The organism is Kocuria coralli (assembly GCF_008831305.1).
GTDB lineage: Bacteria > Actinomycetota > Actinomycetes > Actinomycetales > Micrococcaceae > Kocuria > Kocuria coralli.
The window spans coordinates 1-17,594 of record NZ_ML708611.1 but is presented as its reverse complement, the minus strand read 5'-3'; the positions used below and the strand labels follow the sequence as shown (position 1 = coordinate 17,594).

The 17,594-nt window shown below is 70.2% G+C and carries 12 protein-coding genes; 9 read left to right on the top strand and 3 right to left on the bottom strand.

The window, feature by feature from the left end:
• Positions 1-143: 143 nt before the first annotated feature.
• Complete coding sequence (locus tag FCK90_RS01770; RefSeq protein ID WP_158032597.1) at positions 144-512, bottom strand: hypothetical protein; 369 nt, start codon at positions 510-512, stop codon at positions 144-146.
• A 285-nt stretch (positions 513-797) separates the two neighbouring features.
• Between FCK90_RS01770 and glmS the strand changes: the two genes are divergently transcribed.
• The 7 genes from glmS to mgrA all read left to right on the top strand — a co-directional run bounded on the left by glmS (position 798) and on the right by mgrA (position 12,832).
• Positions 798-2,672 carry a glutamine--fructose-6-phosphate transaminase (isomerizing) gene (glmS, locus tag FCK90_RS01765; protein WP_158032596.1) on the top strand — a complete coding sequence of 625 codons (1,875 nt, stop codon included), beginning with the start codon at positions 798-800 and terminating at the stop codon, positions 2,670-2,672.
• Between the two features lie 93 nt (positions 2,673-2,765).
• Positions 2,766-3,176 (top strand): holo-ACP synthase, encoded by a 411-nt coding sequence (locus FCK90_RS01760; RefSeq protein WP_158032595.1) that lies wholly within the window; start codon positions 2,766-2,768, stop codon positions 3,174-3,176.
• On the top strand, positions 3,173-4,813 hold the full coding sequence (locus tag FCK90_RS01755) for a bifunctional ADP-dependent NAD(P)H-hydrate dehydratase/NAD(P)H-hydrate epimerase (RefSeq protein WP_158032594.1): 1,641 nt from the start codon (positions 3,173-3,175) through the stop codon (positions 4,811-4,813). Before FCK90_RS01760 ends, FCK90_RS01755 begins: the two co-directional genes overlap by 4 nt.
• Positions 4,814-4,922: 109 nt before the next feature.
• A complete protein-coding gene (glgX, locus tag FCK90_RS01750) occupies positions 4,923-7,118 on the top strand; it encodes a glycogen debranching protein GlgX (RefSeq protein ID WP_246179906.1) in 2,196 nt (731 codons plus the stop codon).
• 46 nt (positions 7,119-7,164) lie between these two features.
• Positions 7,165-9,633 (top strand): malto-oligosyltrehalose synthase, encoded by a 2,469-nt coding sequence (treY, locus tag FCK90_RS01745; RefSeq protein ID WP_158032592.1) that lies wholly within the window; start codon positions 7,165-7,167, stop codon positions 9,631-9,633.
• Positions 9,634-9,681: 48 nt separating this feature from the next.
• Positions 9,682-11,634, top strand: coding sequence for a malto-oligosyltrehalose trehalohydrolase (treZ, locus tag FCK90_RS01740; protein ID WP_158032591.1), 1,953 nt, complete (start codon positions 9,682-9,684; stop codon positions 11,632-11,634).
• A 100-nt stretch (positions 11,635-11,734) separates the two neighbouring features.
• Entirely contained in the window at positions 11,735-12,832 is a 1,098-nt protein-coding gene (mgrA, locus tag FCK90_RS01735) for an L-glyceraldehyde 3-phosphate reductase (protein WP_158032590.1), read from the top strand.
• An 83-nt stretch (positions 12,833-12,915) separates the two neighbouring features.
• On the opposite strand, the gene FCK90_RS01730 is transcribed toward mgrA, so the two are convergent.
• Complete coding sequence (locus FCK90_RS01730; protein ID WP_158032589.1) at positions 12,916-13,728, bottom strand: phosphatase; 813 nt, start codon at positions 13,726-13,728, stop codon at positions 12,916-12,918.
• A 28-nt stretch (positions 13,729-13,756) separates the two neighbouring features.
• A complete protein-coding gene (locus FCK90_RS01725; protein WP_158032588.1) occupies positions 13,757-15,025 on the bottom strand; it encodes a glycosyltransferase in 1,269 nt (422 codons plus the stop codon).
• A 35-nt stretch (positions 15,026-15,060) separates the two neighbouring features.
• Between FCK90_RS01725 and alr the strand changes: the two genes are divergently transcribed.
• Complete coding sequence (gene alr, locus FCK90_RS01720) at positions 15,061-16,890, top strand: alanine racemase (protein ID WP_246179905.1); 1,830 nt, start codon at positions 15,061-15,063, stop codon at positions 16,888-16,890.
• Between the two features lie 52 nt (positions 16,891-16,942).
• The gene (locus FCK90_RS01715) at positions 16,943-17,443 is read left to right on the top strand and encodes a hypothetical protein (protein ID WP_158032586.1); all 501 of its coding nucleotides are present in this window, start codon (positions 16,943-16,945) and stop codon (positions 17,441-17,443) included.
• Positions 17,444-17,594 lie beyond the last annotated feature (151 nt).

The window sequence follows — 17,594 nt, the reverse complement described above, 5'->3', positions numbered from 1 at the left end:
GACGAGCTGATCACGGGCAGCCGGTCATGCCGGCCGGGACCGGACGACAGCGGGCGGGGCACCCAGTTCACTGGATGCCCCGCCCGCTGTCGTCGTTCATGCCGCTCCGGCTGCACTGACGCGAGCCGGTGCGCGGAGGCCGGTCAGCACATCGCGGTGTACGTGGTCACGGCCTTGTCGTAGGAGGCGCCGCTGCCGGTGGCGCGGGTCTCCTGCCGGACCCCGCACCCGCGGTGGTAGGCGCGGTCGAAGGCTTCACGGTCGACGGCTCGTGCCCGGTCGAGCTCGCAGGCGATGCCCGCCAGGGGGTTCAGGAACCCCGCCCCGATGCAGGCGATCCCCGCTCCATCCATGAGCTCGCGGACCTCCGCGACCTCGCTGTGCGAGAGGTAATGGACAATCGTATTGTCCGCGTTCGCCGGGGCCGCCGAGGCGACTGTCACCCCGGTGACCCCCAGGGCCGTCATGGCCATCACGGTCGCAGCGGTCCGTGCTCTGTCTTTCAAACTCACGATCTTCAACTCCCGATATCTATCAGAATCGCTCAGATTTCTACGTCTTGAGTGGTGTTCTGTCGTATCCGGCGTAGTGGGCCGTGGCGTTATCAACTCCTCGTTTCCGGAAACGATCGTAGAAAACCGGCGAACGTAAGCCAAGTCACGTTACATTCCGCAGTGGGCTGCGAGTTCTCGTCGTGTGCGATCCGCCCGGGTGTCCAGGCTCATACCGCGCAATGTTGCGGCAGCAAGCCTGGTGAGGCCCATCGGCGGAGGGTGCCGTGGGTTAGGCTGAGCGGTATGTGTGGAATCGTTGGATATGTCGGTCTGCGGGAGACTCCCGGCCGTGAACTTTATGCCCTGGATTACGTCCTGGAGGGCCTTCGCCGCCTCGAATACCGGGGCTATGACTCTGCCGGAGTCGCCGTCGTCGCCGACGGCGCGGTGGACTGCCGGAAGAAGGCGGGCAAGGTCTCCAGCCTCGACGCCGAGCTCGCGGCCAACCCGCTCCCCGACGCCGTCCTGGGCATCGGCCACACCCGCTGGGCCACCCACGGCGGCCCCACGGACGTCAACGCGCACCCGCATGTCATCGACCACGGCCGCCTGGCCGTGGTGCACAACGGCATCATCGAGAACTTCGCCGAGCTCAAGAACGAACTGACCGGCAAGGGCTACACCTTCGAGTCCGAGACCGACACCGAGGTCGCCGGGACCCTGGTCGCCGACTACTACAACAAGGACGCCGGCCGCGACCTCACCGAGGCCGTGCGGCTGGCCTCGCAGCGCCTCGAGGGTGCGTTCACCTTGCTGGCGATCCACGCCGATCACCCCGACCGCATCGTGGCCGCCCGCTACAACTCCCCGCTGGTCATCGGGCTGGGCAAGGACGAGAACTTCCTGGGCTCTGACGTCTCCGGGTTCATCCAGCACACCAAGCAGGCCGTGGAGATGGACAACAACCAGATCGTCACCATCACCGCCACGGACTACTCGATCATCGACTTCGACGGCAACCCGGTCAGCGGCAAGCCGTTCGAGGTGACCTGGGACGCGGCCGCGGCCGAGAAGGGCGGATTCAACTCCTTCATGGAGAAGGAGATCCACGATCAGCCCTCCGCCGTTCACGACACCCTGCTGGGCCGTCTCGACGAGACGGGTCACCTGACCCTGGACGAGCTGCGCATCGACGAGTCGCTGCTGCGCTCGGTGGACAAGATCGTGGTGATCGCCTGCGGCACCGCCGCCTACGCGGGCCACGTGGCCCGCTACGCGATCGAGCACTGGTGCCGGATCCCCACCGAGGTGGAGCTGGCCCACGAGTTCCGCTACCGCGATCCCATCGTCAACGAGAAGACCCTGGTGGTCGCGCTGTCCCAGTCCGGTGAGACCATGGACACCCTCATGGCCATCCGGCACGCCCGGGAACAGGGCGCCAAGGTGATCGCGATCTGCAACACCAACGGCTCCTCGATCCCGCGCGAGTCCGATGCCAACCTCTACACCCACGCGGGTCCGGAGATCGCGGTGGCCTCGACCAAGGCGTTCCTGGCCCAGATCACCGCCGCCTACCTGCTCGGCCTCTACCTCGCCCAGCTGCGGGGCAACATGTTCGCCGACGAGATCGGCGAGGTGCTCAGCGAACTGCAGGCCATGCCCGAGAAGATCCAGACGGTGATCGACGGCGCCGACGAGATCAAGGCCATGGGCACGGAGATGGGCGACACCGAGTCCGTGCTGTTCCTGGGCCGCCACGTCGGTTTCCCGGTGGCCCTGGAGGGTGCGCTCAAGCTCAAGGAGATCGCCTACATCCACGCCGAGGGCTTCGCCGCCGGCGAGCTCAAGCACGGCCCCATCGCCCTGATCGAACCGGGGCAGAAGGTCTTCGTCGTCGTCCCGTCCCCTCGCGGCCGTAACGCCCTGCACTCCAAGGTGGTCTCCAACATCCAGGAGATCCGCGCTCGCGGTGCGGAGACCATCGTGATCGCCGAAGAGGGCGACGAGGCCGTGGCGCCCTACGCCAACCACGTCATCAGCGTCCCGGCCTCGCCCACGCTGCTGCAGCCGCTGCTGGCCACCGTGCCCCTGCAGATCTTCGCCTGCGCCATGGCCGAGGCCAAGGGGTACGACGTCGATCAGCCCCGCAACCTCGCCAAGTCGGTCACGGTGGAGTGAGCCGGCGAGCCCGCCCAGGGCTGCCCGTCCACCCGTGCTGACGCACGCCCATCATGCGGCCAGGGTCGCTGCCACAGGCAGTACCCTGGCCGCATGATCATTGGCACGGGAATCGACGTCGTGGACATCGAGCGCTTCGCTCTGCAGCTGGAACGCACTCCGAGGCTGCGCGAGCGGCTTTTCGTCCCGGCCGAACGGGTCCTCCCGGTGCAGTCCCTGGCCGCCCGTTTCGCCGCCAAGGAGGCCGCCGCGAAGGCGCTGAAGGCCCCGCCGGGGATGATCTGGCAGCACTGCTGGATCGAGAAGACCCAGTGGGGTGCTCCGGTCCTGTGCATGGAGGGCACGGTGGCCGCCGAGGCCGCCAAGCAGGGCATCGACCGGTGGCATCTGTCCATGTCGCACGACGGCGGCATGGCCATGGCCTACGTGGTGGCCGAGGGATTCCCGGTGGAGACCCTGCCCGACGGCCAGGACGAACCGATCACGGAGGCCTCGACCGCATGATCCCCGCCTGGACCGGACAAGCCGTGCGCGACGCCGAGCGGCCCTTCCTCGACGCCGGGGAAGGGCCCGCGCTCATGCGGTGGGCCGCCCACGGCCTGGCCCTGGAATGCGTCTCCGTGCTCCGGAGGGCACGTGGCTCGGTGGCCGGGGCGAAGGTGGTGGTGCTGGCCGGCTCCGGAAACAACGGCGGGGACGCCCTGTGGGCGGCCGCGGACTTGCGCCGACGGGGCGCGGGCGTGGAGGTGATCTCCACCGGAGGGCGCCTTCACGAACCGGGTGCGGACGCCGTCCGGGCAGCGGGTGGACGCTGTGCGGCGCTCCCGGATATGGGTATCGGCACCGCGGCGCGGATGTGCCTGGCCGCCGACCTGCTCCTGGACGGCGTCCTGGGCACCGGCGCGGAAGGCGGGTTGCGCGGTCCGGTCGGCGAGCTCGTGGAGCGGGTCAACCAGGGGCTTCCGGAGCGCAGCCGGCGGACGAGCCGCCGTCCGCAGGTCGTCGCCGTCGACCTGCCCTCGGGGGTCGAGGCCGATACGGGCCGCAGCCCGGGGGAGGTGCTCGGTGCCGTGAGCACGGTGACCTTCGGGGGCACCAAGGCGGCTCACGTACTCCCTCCGGGGCGCTGGCTGAGCGGCACGGTGAGCAACGTGGCGATCGGGATCGAAGGAGGGCTGCCGGTCCCGGCGGTGGTGGAGCTCGAGGACCGTGACCTGGACCTCCTGTGGCCCCGTCCCACACCGGCGGACCACAAGTACACGCGCGGCGTGGTGGGGGTCGTGGCGGGCAGCCCCCGGTACCCGGGGGCAGCGCTGCTATGCACCCGCTCCGCCGTCGCCGCCGGCGCCGGGATGGTCCGGTACCTGGGGGACGAGAACACTCGTTCGCTGGTGACCCTGAGCAACCCCGAGGTGGTCTCCAGCGATGAGGACCCGGTGGACGTGCACGTCCAGGCGTGGGTCGCGGGCCCCGGCGCCGTGGACGACGACCAGCGGCGCCGCATCGACCAGGTGCTGGCCTCGGAGGAGCCCGCGGTCCTGGACGCGGGGGCCATCGCGGCCGTCGGGCAGCTCCTGGGGGAACGCCGCCTGGACGCGCGGCAGGTCCTGACCCCGCACGCCGGGGAGCTGGTCGAGCTGCTGACCTGGTGCCACGCGTGGGGTCTGATCGAGCGGGCTCCGTCACGGGAGGAGGTCGAGGGCGACCCGGCCGGATGGGCCGGGACGGCGGCGACGGCGACGGGCGCCACCGTGCTGCTCAAAGGCGCGGTCACCGTGGTGGCCGCCCCTAGCGGCGGACCGGTCGTCGCCGTCGCCAACGGCAGCCCGTGGCTGGCCTCCGCGGGATCGGGGGACTGCCTGGCGGGCCTCGCCGGGACCCTCCTGGCCCATGTGGCCGGGCGCCCGGACCGGTTCGACCGGCAGGTCCAGGACTGGTTGGAGGCGGCTCCGCTCGAGGGCGGCGCCCTGGAAGGCTTCCGCGACCACGTCTCAGGAGACGGCCGATGGGCGCTCGCGGCCGCGCTGGCGGCGGTGCTGCACGGACGCGCCTCCACGGCCGGGGGCGAAGGGCCGGCACCGTGCAGGCCGGAGTATATCAGGGCCGCGCTCACCTCCGGAAACCCTCATCCGAGGGCATAACACACGCGGTGGCTCTCTACGGACCGACCGCGACGAGTAAGCTCGGCAGGAGTGCGTGCGCCGTCAGGGCGCAGGCATGCATGCCCCAAGACGACAGGAGAACCCGCCAGTGACCGAAGTATGGCCAGGTAACCCCTACCCCCTCGGGGCGACGTACGACGGAACCGGGACCAACTTCGCGCTCTTCAGCGAGGTAGCCGACCGCGTCGAACTGTGCTTGTTCGACGCGGACGAGAACGAGACCCGCATCGAGCTGACCGCGATGGACGGCTACGTGTGGCACTGCTTCCTGCCCGAGGTCCAGCCCGGTCAGCGGTACGGTTACCGCGTCCACGGCCCCTGGGACCCGGCCGGCGGGCACCGGTGCAATCCGGCGAAGCTGCTCCTGGACCCCTACGCGAAAGCCGTCGACGGTTTCGTCCGCGAGTGGGGCCAGACGATGTTCTCCTACAACTTCGGCGACGAGGACTCGTTCAACGACGAGGACTCGGCGGAGCTGATGATGAAGGGCGTGGTGATCAACCCGTTCTTCAACTGGGAGGGCGATCGCCCGCCCAAACGGGACTACCACAAGTCGGTGATCTACGAGGCCCACGTCAAGGGCCTGACCGAGATGCACCCCGAGGTCCCCGAGAACCTGCGCGGCACCTACGCAGGCGTGGCCCACCCCGAGGTGATCTCCCACCTCAAGAAGCTCGGGGTCACCGCGATCGAGCTCATGCCGGTCCACGAGTTCGTGCAGGACTCGACCCTGCAGGAGAAGGAGCTGCGCAACTACTGGGGTTACAACACCATCTCCTTCTTCGCCCCGCACCACGACTACAGCTCCGCGACCACGCTGGGCGGTCAGGTGCAGGAGTTCAAGGCCATGGTCCGCGCCCTGCACCGGGCGGACATCGAGGTGATCCTCGACGTCGTCTACAACCACACGGCGGAGGGCAACCACCTCGGTCCCACCCTGTCCATGCGCGGTATCGACAACCGGGCCTACTACCGCCTGGTCGAGGACGACCCCAAGTACTACATGGACTACACGGGGACGGGTAACTCGCTGAACGTGCGCCACCCGCACTCCTTGCAGCTGATCATGGACTCGCTGCGGTACTGGGTCACGGAGATGCACGTGGACGGCTTCCGCTTCGACCTCGCCTCCACCCTGGCGCGCGAGTTCTACGACGTCGACAAGCTGTCGACCTTCTTCGAGCTGGTCCAGCAGGATCCGATCGTCTCCCAGGTCAAGCTGATCGCCGAGCCCTGGGACGTCGGCCCCGGCGGCTACCAGGTGGGCAACTTCCCGCCGCAGTGGACCGAGTGGAACGGCAAGTACCGCGACGTGGTCCGCGACTTCTGGCGCGGCGAGCCCTCCACCCTGGGCGAGTTCGCCTCCCGCATCACAGGCTCGGCGGACCTCTACGAGAACAGCGGCCGCAGGCCCTATGCCTCCATCAACTTCGTCACCGCCCACGACGGCTTCACGCTGCGCGACCTGGTCTCCTACAACGAGAAGCACAACGACGCCAACGGCGAGGGCAACAACGACGGAGAGTCCCACAACCGCTCCTGGAACTGCGGTGAGGAGGGGCCCACCGACGATCCCGAGGTGCTCGCCCTGAGGGCGCGCCAGCAGCGGAACTTCATCGCCACCCTCATGCTCTCCCAGGGCACCCCGATGCTGCTCCATGGCGACGAGCTGGGCCGCACCCAGGGCGGCAATAACAACACCTACGCCCAGGACAACGAGATCTCCTGGATCCACTGGGACAACGCGGATACCCCGCTCGTGGAGTTCACCTCCGCCCTGATCCACCTGCGCCGGGACCATCCGACGTTCCGCCGCGGTCAGTTCTTCGACGGCCGTCCCGTCGAGATGGGAGAGCTGGTGGCCGGCGATCCCATGCCCGACATCGTCTGGCTGGACAAGAACGGCACGCCCATGTCCCCCTCGGACTGGGACGAGCCCCTCTCCCGCACCCTCGGTATGTGGCTCAACGGCCACGGCATCGCGGGCGTGGACAGCCGGGGCCGTCAGATCACGGACGTCGACTTCATCGTGTGGTTCAACTCCTCGCCCGAGGACGTCAGGGTCAAGGTCCCCGCCGCGGCCTACGGCAAGAAGTGGGAGGAACTGCTGGACACCGCGGGGAAGCACGGCGACGGATCCGTGCTGAGGTCCTCGCGGAGGTTCACGCTCAAGGCGAAGTCCGTGGTGGTCCTGCGCCAGTGGGAGGAGCCCGAGGACGACCCCGACGTGTCGGTGGCCGCCTCCGTCGCGGCGTACTCCGCACAGTCGCAACCCGATCAGTGATTCCCTGAGATCCGAGCCCGTCCACCTCGACAGGAGCATCCCCACCGTGCGCATCCCCGCATCGACCTACCGCCTGCAGATCACCCGAGACTTCGACCTGGACCAGGCGGCGGCGCAGATCGGGCGCCTGCGGTCGCTGGGGGCGGACTGGCTCTACCTGTCGCCCGTCCTGCAGTCCACCGAGGGCTCGGATCACGGCTACGACGTCGTCGACCCCACCCGGATCGATCCCGCCCGCGGCGGCCGTGAGGCCTTCGACCGGTTGTGCCGGGCCGCGCACGAGGCCGGGATGGGCGTGATCGTGGACGTGGTGCCCAACCACCAGGGGGTCGCCGAGCCCCGGCAGAACCCCTGGTGGTGGGCGCTGCTCCAGGAGGGCCGGGGCTCGCGGTACGCGGAGGCCTTCGACGTCGACTGGGAGGCCTTCGACGGGAAGCTCATGATCCCCGTGCTGGGCGACGACACCGGCGACGGCGGCGCTCCGCTGCCCGGCCGGGCCGAGCAGGCGCTCGCGGATCTGGCGGTGCGCGTCGACGACGGCGAACCGGTGCTGGCCTATTGGGACAACCTGTACCCGCTGGCCGAGGGCACCTATACCCTCGACGACTCGGGCCGGGTGACCGCGGACGCGGGCACCGTCCACGACCGCCAGCACTACCGCCTCGTCAACTGGCGGCTCGGCGATGCCGCGCTGAACTACCGGCGCTTCTTCACCGTTTCCACGCTGGCCGGCGTGCGGGTGGAGGACGCGGAGGTGCTGGAGCAGTCCCACACCGAGATCAGGCGATGGTTCGACGAGGGCCTGGTGGACGGGCTGCGCATCGATCATCCCGACGGGCTGCGGGATCCCGGGCGGTATCTCCAGGAGCTCCAGACCATGACCGGCGGGGCCTACGTGGTGATCGAGAAGATCCTCGAGCCCGGGGAGAAGCTCCCGCCGCAGTGGCTCGAGAACGGCTGGACGGCAGGCACCACGGGGTACGACGCCCTGGGGACCGTGGACCGGTTGTTCGTGGACCCGGCTGGCGCCTATCCGCTCACGACCCTGGATGCGGCCTTGCGCCAGGGCTCGAGCGCTCCCGGCACAGGGGAGGGCAACTGGGCCCGCATGATCCACGGGACCAAGCGGGCCGTCGTCGACGGCGCCCTGCACGCCGAGGTGGAGCGCCTGGCCCGCGAGGCCGCGGACGAGCCCGCGCTGGCGGACTTCACCCACGAGCAGGTCGTGGACGGGCTCAGCGAGATCCTGGCCAACTTCGACGTCTACCGCACCTACCTGCCCCAGGGCGCCGGGCACCTGCAGGGCGCCCTGGAGCGCGCCGTGGCCGCCCGCCCGGACCTCGCGGCCGTGGTGACGGCCCTCGGCCCGGTCCTGGGGACCGGTTCGGAGGAAGCGGACCTGAGTCCGGCCGCCCGGCGGTTCCAGCAGACCTCGGGCATGGTCATGGCCAAGGGCGTCGAGGACGCGGCGTTCTACCGCTATCCACGACTGAGCTCGCTGACCGAGGTCGGCGGGGACCCGTCCGTGTTCAGCCTGACCCCCGAGCAGGTCCACGACGAGATGGCCCGGCGCCTTCTGGAAGAGCCCCTGGCGATGACGACCCTCTCCACGCACGACACCAAGAGGTCGGAGTCCGTGCGGGCCCGGATCACCGTGCTCTCCGAGGCCGCCGAGGACTGGGCCTCGACCGTGACCTACGTCGAGAAGCAGGCCGCAGCGGCGGGCGTCGCCTCCCTGCCCGACCGCATCCTGACCAATCTCGTCCTCCAGGCGCTCGCCGGCGCCTGGCCGATCGACCGCGACCGCGCCGTGGACTACGCGCTCAAGGCGGCCCGGGAGGCGCAGACCGCCACCGCCTGGGTGGACGGGTCGGAGTCCTTCGAGGGACAGCTGACGCGGCTGGTGGAGGCCGTGCTCGGCGAGCCCTCCGTCCGCGCTGCCTTCGAGGGCTTCGCGCGCCGGCTCGAGGGGCCCGGGTATTCGAATGCCCTGGCTCAGAAGCTGGTCCAGCTGACCATGCCCGGGGTTCCCGATGTCTATCAGGGCTCGGAGCAGTGGGCTCCCGCCCTGGTCGACCCGGACAACCGCCGCCCCGTGGACCACGTCGGAATCGCTCGGCGCCTCGAGGCCCTGGACGCCCGGCGGGACGACCCGGCGGTGCCGCGTGCCCACTCGGTCCCCCCGGTCGACGACTCCGGAGACGCGAAGCTTCTGCTGACGGCACGAGCCCTGCGCCTGCGCCGGGACCGCCCGGAACTGTTCACCGGATACGAACCGTTACGGGCCGAAGGGCGGGCCGCTCAGCACCTGTTCGCCTTCGACCGGGGCGGTGCCATCACCCTCGTCACCCGGCTGCCGCTGGGACTGGCCCGGGCCGGAGGATGGGGCGAGACCTCCGTGACCCTGCCCGAGGGCACCTGGATCGACGAACTAACCGGCGGACGCTTCCAGGGAACGACCGAGGTGGCGGATCTGCTGGATCTGCTGCCGGTCGCCCTGCTGCGCCCGGCCTGAGTCCTCGCCACCGACCGACCGAATACCCGACGACCTCGAAAGCCGGCCATGAGCACTTCGCAGATCGCCCGCGCCCACCTCGACCGCTTCGACCTGTTCGCACCGCATGCCGCAGGCGTGACGGTCCGCATCGACGGCGAGGACCACACGATGATCCCCGCCACGCAGCGTGAGGACCACCGTCCCCGCGGGCTGGACCCCCGTCCCCGCTACGCAGGCGGGACCGCCGCGGGACGGGACGTGTCCGGGTGGTGGACCCTTCCGGATTCCGCCGCTGAGGACGTGCCCGCCACGACGGTGCGCTACGGGTACCTCCTGTCCAAGACCAAGGACGAGGGCACCGACGCGGAGAAGGCGTTCACCTCGGAGGTGCTCGCGGATCCCCGCTCGCCCCGCCAGCCCCAGGGCGTGCACGACCTCTCGTGCACCTTCGACGCCTCCGAGTTCCCCTGGTCCGACGGGGAGTGGACGGGCAAACCGCTCGAGGGCTCGATCCTCTACGAGCTGCACGTGGGCACGTTCACGGAGGAGGGCACGTTCGAGGCCGCCATCGAGCACCTGGACGAGCTGACCGAACTGGGTATCGACACGATCGAGCTGCTGCCCGTCAACGGCTTCAACGGGACCTACAACTGGGGTTACGACGGCGTGGCCTGGTACACCGTGCAGGAGGAGTACGGGGGCCCGATCGGCTATCAGCGCTTCGTCGACGCCTGCCACGCTCGTGGGCTGGCCGTCGTCCAGGACGTCGTCTACAACCACCTGGGCCCCTCGGGGAACTACCTGCCGCAGTTCATGGAGATCTTCACGGCCGGGGCCTCGTCCTGGGGGGACCAGATCAACCTGGACGCCTGGGGCTCCGACGGCGTCCGGGACCTGATCCTGGACAACGTCCGGATGTGGGTCGAGGACTACCACGTGGACGGATTCCGGGTGGACGCCGTGCACGCGCTGACCGACCACCGGGCACGGCACATCCTCCAGGAGATGTCGCAGGTGGCCCACGAGACGGCTGCACGGGCGGGGCGGTCCTGCTACCTGATCGCGGAATCCGACATGAACGACCCCCGCATGATCGAACCGGTGGACGGCAACGGCCTGGGCATGGACGCGCAGTGGCTCGACGACTGGCACCACGCCGCCCACTGGGCGCTCACGGGTGAGGAGCAGGGCTACTACGAGGACTTCGCCGACCTGGAGGCGCTGGCCAAGTCCTATGAAAGCGCCTACTACCACGACGGCTCGTACTCGAGCTTCCGCGGCCGATCCCACGGCCGCCCCGTGGATCCCGACCGCAACCGCCCCTGGCAGTTCGTCAGCTACATCATGAACCACGACCAGGTGGGCAACCGCGCCGCGGGGGACCGGTTCTCCCAGTTCCTCTCCGTCGACCGCCAGGTGCTCTCGGCCGCCGTCCTGCTGACCCAGCCCTTTACGCCCATGCTGTTCATGGGCGAGGAGTGGGGTGCCTCCACCCCCTGGCCGTTCTTCACCTCCCATCCGGAGCCGGAACTGGCCGAGGCCGTGCGCAACGGTCGCATCGGCGAGTTCGCGCGGATGGGGTGGAAGGAGTCGGAGATCGCCGACCCGCAGGACCCGGAGACCTTCGCCTCCGCCGTGCTGCAGCGCGCCGAACGCGACCAGGCCGACCACGCGCGGGTCTACACGGCCTATCGGGAGCTCATCGCCCTGCGCCGTTCGGTGCCGGAGCTGACCGAGCAGGACTTCCGCTCCGTCCGGGCCGTGGCCGATCAGGGGCAGGGGAGCCTGGTGCTCTACCGCGGAGGGCTGGGCCGGGTGGCCGAGGGTGAGTCCCGGGAGGGCGTGCACGGCGTGGCCGTCGTCTTCAACTTCTCCGCCACCACCGCATCGGTCCCGGTCGAGGTCCCCGAGGAGGCGGAACAGCTCTGGTCCGCGTCGGATGCGGAACTCTCCGCCGGTGCCCTGGGCGGCGCCGTCGTGAGCGTCCCGGCCTACGGCGCGGTGATCCTGCGCGCCTGAGCGGCACGGCCGCGCCCGGCGTGGCCCGATCCCGTTCGGCCGTAGTGAACGCCGTATGGCGTGGTGGCGGGCGGCCCGGTCTCCGGTGTGGAATGAGACCATGCTGATCTATGGAGACGACACCCGCTGGACACCGTCCGAGGACCGCTACGAGAAGATGCCCTACCGTCGCGTGGGCGACTCCGGGCTGAAGCTGCCCGCCATCTCCCTGGGCCTGTGGCACAACTTCGGTGACGACAAGCCGTTGCAGACCCAGAAGGAGATCCTGCGCAGGGCCTTCGACCTCGGCGTCACCCACTTCGACCTGGCGAACAACTACGGCCCGCCCGCCGGGTCGGCCGAGCTGAACTTCGGGCGGATCCTGCGGGAGGACTTCGCGGACCTGCGCCAGGAGCTGGTGATCTCCTCGAAGGCGGGCTGGGACATGTGGCCCGGACCCTACGGCTTCGGCGGCTCCCGCAAGTACCTGGTGGACTCCCTCGACCAGTCCCTCGAGCGCATGGGACTGGACCGCGTGGACATCTTCTACCACCACCGCCCTGACCCGGAGACCCCGCTCGAGGAGACCATGGCCGCACTGGACCACATCGTGCGCTCGGGTCGTGCCAGCTACGTGGGGATCTCCTCCTACAGCGCCGACCTGACGGCCCGCGCCCAGCGGATCATGCGCGAGCTGGGCACTCCGCTCACCATCCACCAGCCCTCCTACTCGATGCTCAACCGGTGGATCGAGACGCCGTCGCCGGACTCCTCGGGTCCGGCGCAGGGTCGCAACCTGGTGCAGACGCTGACGGAGCAGGGCATGGGATCCATCGTGTTCTCCCCGCTGGCGCAGGGCATGCTCTCGGACAAGTACCTCGACGGGGTCCCGGAGGATTCGCGGGCGGCGGCCGCGAAGTCCCTGGACCCCGAGTGGCTGTCCGAGGAGAACCTCGAGCACGTGCGCGCGCTGAACGAGATGGCCCGGTCGCGGGGCCAGTCCCTGGCGCAGATGGCGATCGCCTGGACCCTGCGCGAGCAGGACGGCGGCCAGGTCACCACCGCGCTGGTGGGAGCCTCCAAGCCGTCCCAGATCGAGAACAGCGTGGCCGCGATCGAGAACCTCGAGTTCACGCAGGAGGAGGTCGACCGGATCGACGAGCTGGCGGTGGACGCCGGTGTGAACATCTGGGCCAAGGCCACCGAGTCCACGGACTGACCGGGACGGTCAGCGACCGGCCGGCCCGCTGAACCCTCGTGGTTGTCCCGCATCAGCGTCTGATGCGGGACAACCACGAGGGTTCACGTGATCCGCAGGCCGGCGTGCTCCAGGATGTACCGGGTCATGGGGGCGTAGGCCTCCGGCGGGACGTTGTCGTCCAGCGGCACGACGACGTCGATCAGGCCCCGTGATTCGCCTACAAAAACCGCGGGGTCGTTGCAGTCGCCCACGGCCACGACCTGGTAGCCGCGAGCCCCGGCGGCACCGGCCATGCCGTGGTCCGCCACCACCAGGTCCGGCACCGGCTGGGCGGGGTCCTCGGCGTGGGCGGCCTCCAGGCGTTCCAGGGCGAGCTCCATGGGCTCGGGGCGGTGCGTGTGCCGCAGCCCGCCGTACTGCTCGACCATCACCAGGTCACCCACCTGGCGGACCTCCCCGGAGTCCCACGGGATGCCGCCGTGGACGGCGATGACCTCCGCGCCCGCGGCGCGGGCGGCGAGTGCCAGGGGAGCGTAGACCGCGGGCATGGCCCCGGGATGGGCCGTGCCGAAGAGAATGCGCCCGCCCGCCTGGACCACCCGGCCGAAGAGCCGCGCATAACGGTCCAGGGCGGCCACGCACAGCTCGGCGCTGATGGTGTCCTGGCCGCGGATGTGGGACCGGTCGGGGCTGATGCCGACCCTGGCCACCATGAGGTCGAAGACCGAGTCCCAGGTGTCCTCCGGAGCCGGGGGGACACCCATGTACTGGTACTCGGAACTGTCAAGGAAGCCCTGGATGTTGGCCAGGTTCGCCTCGCGCGGGGTGGCCACCTGGCCCGTGATCCTGGTGGCGTCCAGGTGCAGGGCCAGCTCGTGCGAGGTCGGGGCAGTGGCGAAGGGTTGCGCAGTCACGGCTCCCACCCTATGGCCCCGGACCGGCTCATGGAGCAGGATGACGCAGCTGCAGGTAGAGGCGCTGGTGGGCTTCAGCGGTGTGCTGCCAGGAGAATCCCCGGGCACGGCATGAGGCGCTGCCGGCGCGACGCTCGCGTTCGACGGGATCCCGGGCGATCCGGGTCAGGGCGGCGGCCCAGGTCTCCGGACGTCGATCGGCCAGCAGCCACCCGGTCTCGCCGTCGGCCACGGCGGCTGAGAGTCCGTCGACGGCCGTGGCCACGACGGGGATCCCGCAGGCCTGGGCCTCCAGGGCGACCAGCCCGAAGGTCTCCGACGATGAGGGCACGGCCACCACGTCCGAGTCCCGGAACCGCCGCGCGAGTTCCACGACGGGCACAGACCCCGTCGTCTCGACGGCCTCCGTGAGCGACAGCGACCGGATCAGCGCTTCCAGGTCGCGGGTGAACCCCGATGACCCGACGCCGGCGATCCAGAGGCGGGCATCGACCGGGTCGGGCCCCCTGCGCATGAGCGAGAGAGCCTTCACCAGGATGTCGGGCCCTTTCAGGGCCTGGAGCCGGCCCGCGAAGCCGATGGTGAACGGACGTTCGGTCGCGGAGCCACTGCCCGGGTGGAATACCGTCGTGTCGACACCCGGGGGGATCACATGGACCCGTGCGGTGTCCGCTCCGTAGAGCTCTGCCAGGGCCCGTTCTTCCGCCGTCGTGTTCACCACGACCGCCCCGGCGCCGTCGATGACGCGCTGCTCGCCGGCCTCGCGGATCGCGGGCTCCGGGGCCTCGCCCTCGCCGGCGCGGGCGTTCTTGGCCCGGGCGGTGGTGTGGAAGGTGGCCACCAGGGGGGCAGCCCAGGCTCGTGCGAGTTGCCGGCCGACGATCAGGGAGAGCCAGTAGTGCCCGTGCACCACGTCCGGACGGCCCGCCCCCTCCCGGGTGTACCCGTCCAGGAGGGCGGAGGCGATGGCGGGCAGCTCGCGGGCCAGCCCGTCCTTGCTCGCCGCTCGCGTACCGGGAAGGGAGACCGTGACCAGTCTCAGGCCGGGGGCCAGCGAGGAGAAGGTCACTGGATCGGCGGGCGCTCGCTCGCCCGGGTGCTCGGAGGAGCGCCAGAGGGTGACCAGGTCCACGGAGTGCCCCAGGACGGTCAACGCCTCGGCCAGGTGGCGGACATAGACGTTCATCCCGCCGGCGTCCCCCTGCCCGGGTTGCATCAAGGGGGAGGTGTGCAGGGCCAGCAAGGCGATGTGCAGGGATGGCGCGCTCCCCGGGCGGCCGGGCTCTGTGGCAGTCACCCCCACACTGTAGGCGCAGTGCCACAATGGAGGGCGTGAACACGGACCTCGAGACCGCGACCGACCCCGATCGCCACCGGCACCCGGCGCGAACGCTGCCGCGAACCACCCGGCGACCCGAACGATCGGCCGTCGTGGATCTGGCGGCCATCCGGCACAACACGCGGCTGCTCAAGGGGCTGGCCGCGCCGGCCGAGCTCATGGCCGTGGTCAAGGCCGACGCCTACGGCCACGGGGCGGTCGCCGTGGCCCGCGCAGCGCTCGAGGCGGGAGCGGACGCCCTCGGCGTGGCCCATGTCTCCGAGGCGATCGAACTCCGGCGTCACGGGATCCAGGCACCCCTCCTGGCCTGGCTGCACACGGTGGACACCGACTTCGGCGCCGCCATCGGCAACGACATCGCCCTGGGCGTCTCCGGCGGGGAGTTCGAAGCCATCGCCGAGGCCGCGCGTGCCCTCGGGCGTACGGCCCGGGTCCACCTCAAGGTGGACACCGGGCTGGGCCGCAACGGGTTCACCATGCAGAGGTGGCCGGCTGCCGTGCGAGCCGCCGCTTCCGCGCAGGAAGCGGGAACGATCGCCGTCGTGGGGATCATGACGCATCTGGGGGCAGCCGACGAACCCCAGGCTCCGGAGAACGAGGAGCAGCTGGCGGTGTTCCAGCGGGCGGTCGAGCTGGCCCAGGAGGCCGGCCTGAGCCCGAGCGTATGCCACGTGGCCAATACTCCCGGGACCTTCGACGCCGCGGACATGGCCGAACCGCGACGGATGCTGCGCGACATGGTCCGCGTGGGGATCGGGATCTACGGGATCTCGCCGTTCGCGGACCGCAGCGCCGCGGATCTGGGACTGATCCCGGCCATGACCCTGCGGACCACGGTCACCAACGTCAAAGAGGTCCCCGCGGGACAAGGGGTCTCCTACGGGTTCCGCTACCGCACCCCGGAGGCGACGACGCTCGCGTTGATTCCCGTGGGCTACGCCGACGGCGTCCCACGGATCGCCACCGGCGGGCCGGTGCGCATTGACGGGGTCTCCTACGCCGAGGTGGGACGCATCGCGATGGACCAGATCGTGGTGGACCTGGGGCGCCCCGGCCTGGCGGGCGAGGAGGGGCGGAACCTCCTGGGAGCGGAGGCGGTCCTGTTCGGCGCTGACGAGAACCCTTCCGTGCGGGAGTGGTCCGAGGCGGCTCAGACCATCGACTACGAGATCGTCACGCGGATCTCCCCGCGCGTGACCCGGGAGTACATCGACACCGGGCGTGACGCCGCCGACGCCTCGGGGGACGGTGTGGAGGCGAATTGGACCATCGTGCTGCACCCGGCCTCCGCCGAGGAGACGCAGCGCATCGCCCGGCGCCTGGCTGCCCATCTGCGGCCGGGGGACCTGATGACGCTCACGGGTGAGCTGGGGGCGGGCAAGACCACGTTCACCCAGGGTCTGGGAGCAGGACTGGGCGTCCGCGAAGGCATTATCTCGCCCACGTTCGTCCTGGTACGCCAGCACCCGAACGACCCCGAAGGCCCCCGCCCCGGCGGCCCCATGCTGGTCCACGTCGACGCGTACCGCCTGGCCACGGCCGCCGAGATCGACGACATCGACCTGGAGGAGACCCTGCCCGCCTCCGTGACAGTGGTCGAGTGGGGGACGGGCAAGGTGGAGCACCTCACCGACTCACGACTGGAGATCACGATCGACCGGGCGACCGGGGCGGGGGCAAGCGACGGCGGCTCGGCTCTCTCTGCGGTCCTGGCCGACCTCGAGGCCGGTTCCGGCGATGGGGCGGACGAGCCCCGGACCCTGACCATCCGCGGGATCGGCCCCCGGTGGGCCGGGGACGCTCCGCGAGAGCTTCTGCAGTGACGTGGCAGCCGGCGCTCGCGCCCTGCCGAGGCGGCGAAAGGACCTGATCCCGGTGTCGAAGAAACGGAACAGCAGCGCCCGGCGCGGCGGGAAGGCGTCACCCCGGCAGGGAGCGCACCACCAGCAGCCCGGCGCCCCGGACGACAGCGTCCAGGAGGCGCGCCGGCGTGCGATGCGGAAGACGGCCGAAGAGCCGGGGAACCCGGGCCCTTCGGAGGTGCCCCCGGAATCCGGCCGGAAGCCGCAGGACGAGGTGCGACCGGGGCTCTTCCCTCCGAGCCGCCGCCCGCCGCGAGATCCCGACCGGAAACCCTGGGAGACCTACGCATGCATGGTCATGGCCGTGGTGATCGTCTTCCTGCTTCCCGACTGGCGCGATCCGGAGAATCCCTGGCCGGCATGGTTCCGGGTGGCACCGCTGGCATTCGGCGTCCTGGGGGCGCTCTTCGCGCTGCTGGACAAACGACGGCGGCTGGCTGCGATCTCTGCGGGGACGGGCGCGGTCCTGTTCGTCGGGCTGCTGCTGGCCCTGGCGCTCCTCCGGGGCCGCTGACCTGCCCGTATCCCACGACTTGCGGGGTGACCTGCGTCACGACACGCGCCTCTCATCTGACCGTTACCTGATGTGATCTGGACTACTCTCTGAGAATCGGCTTGAGGTTCTTTCTCGAGAAACTAGTGTCGCGTTTCTGAAGTTGGTTTAG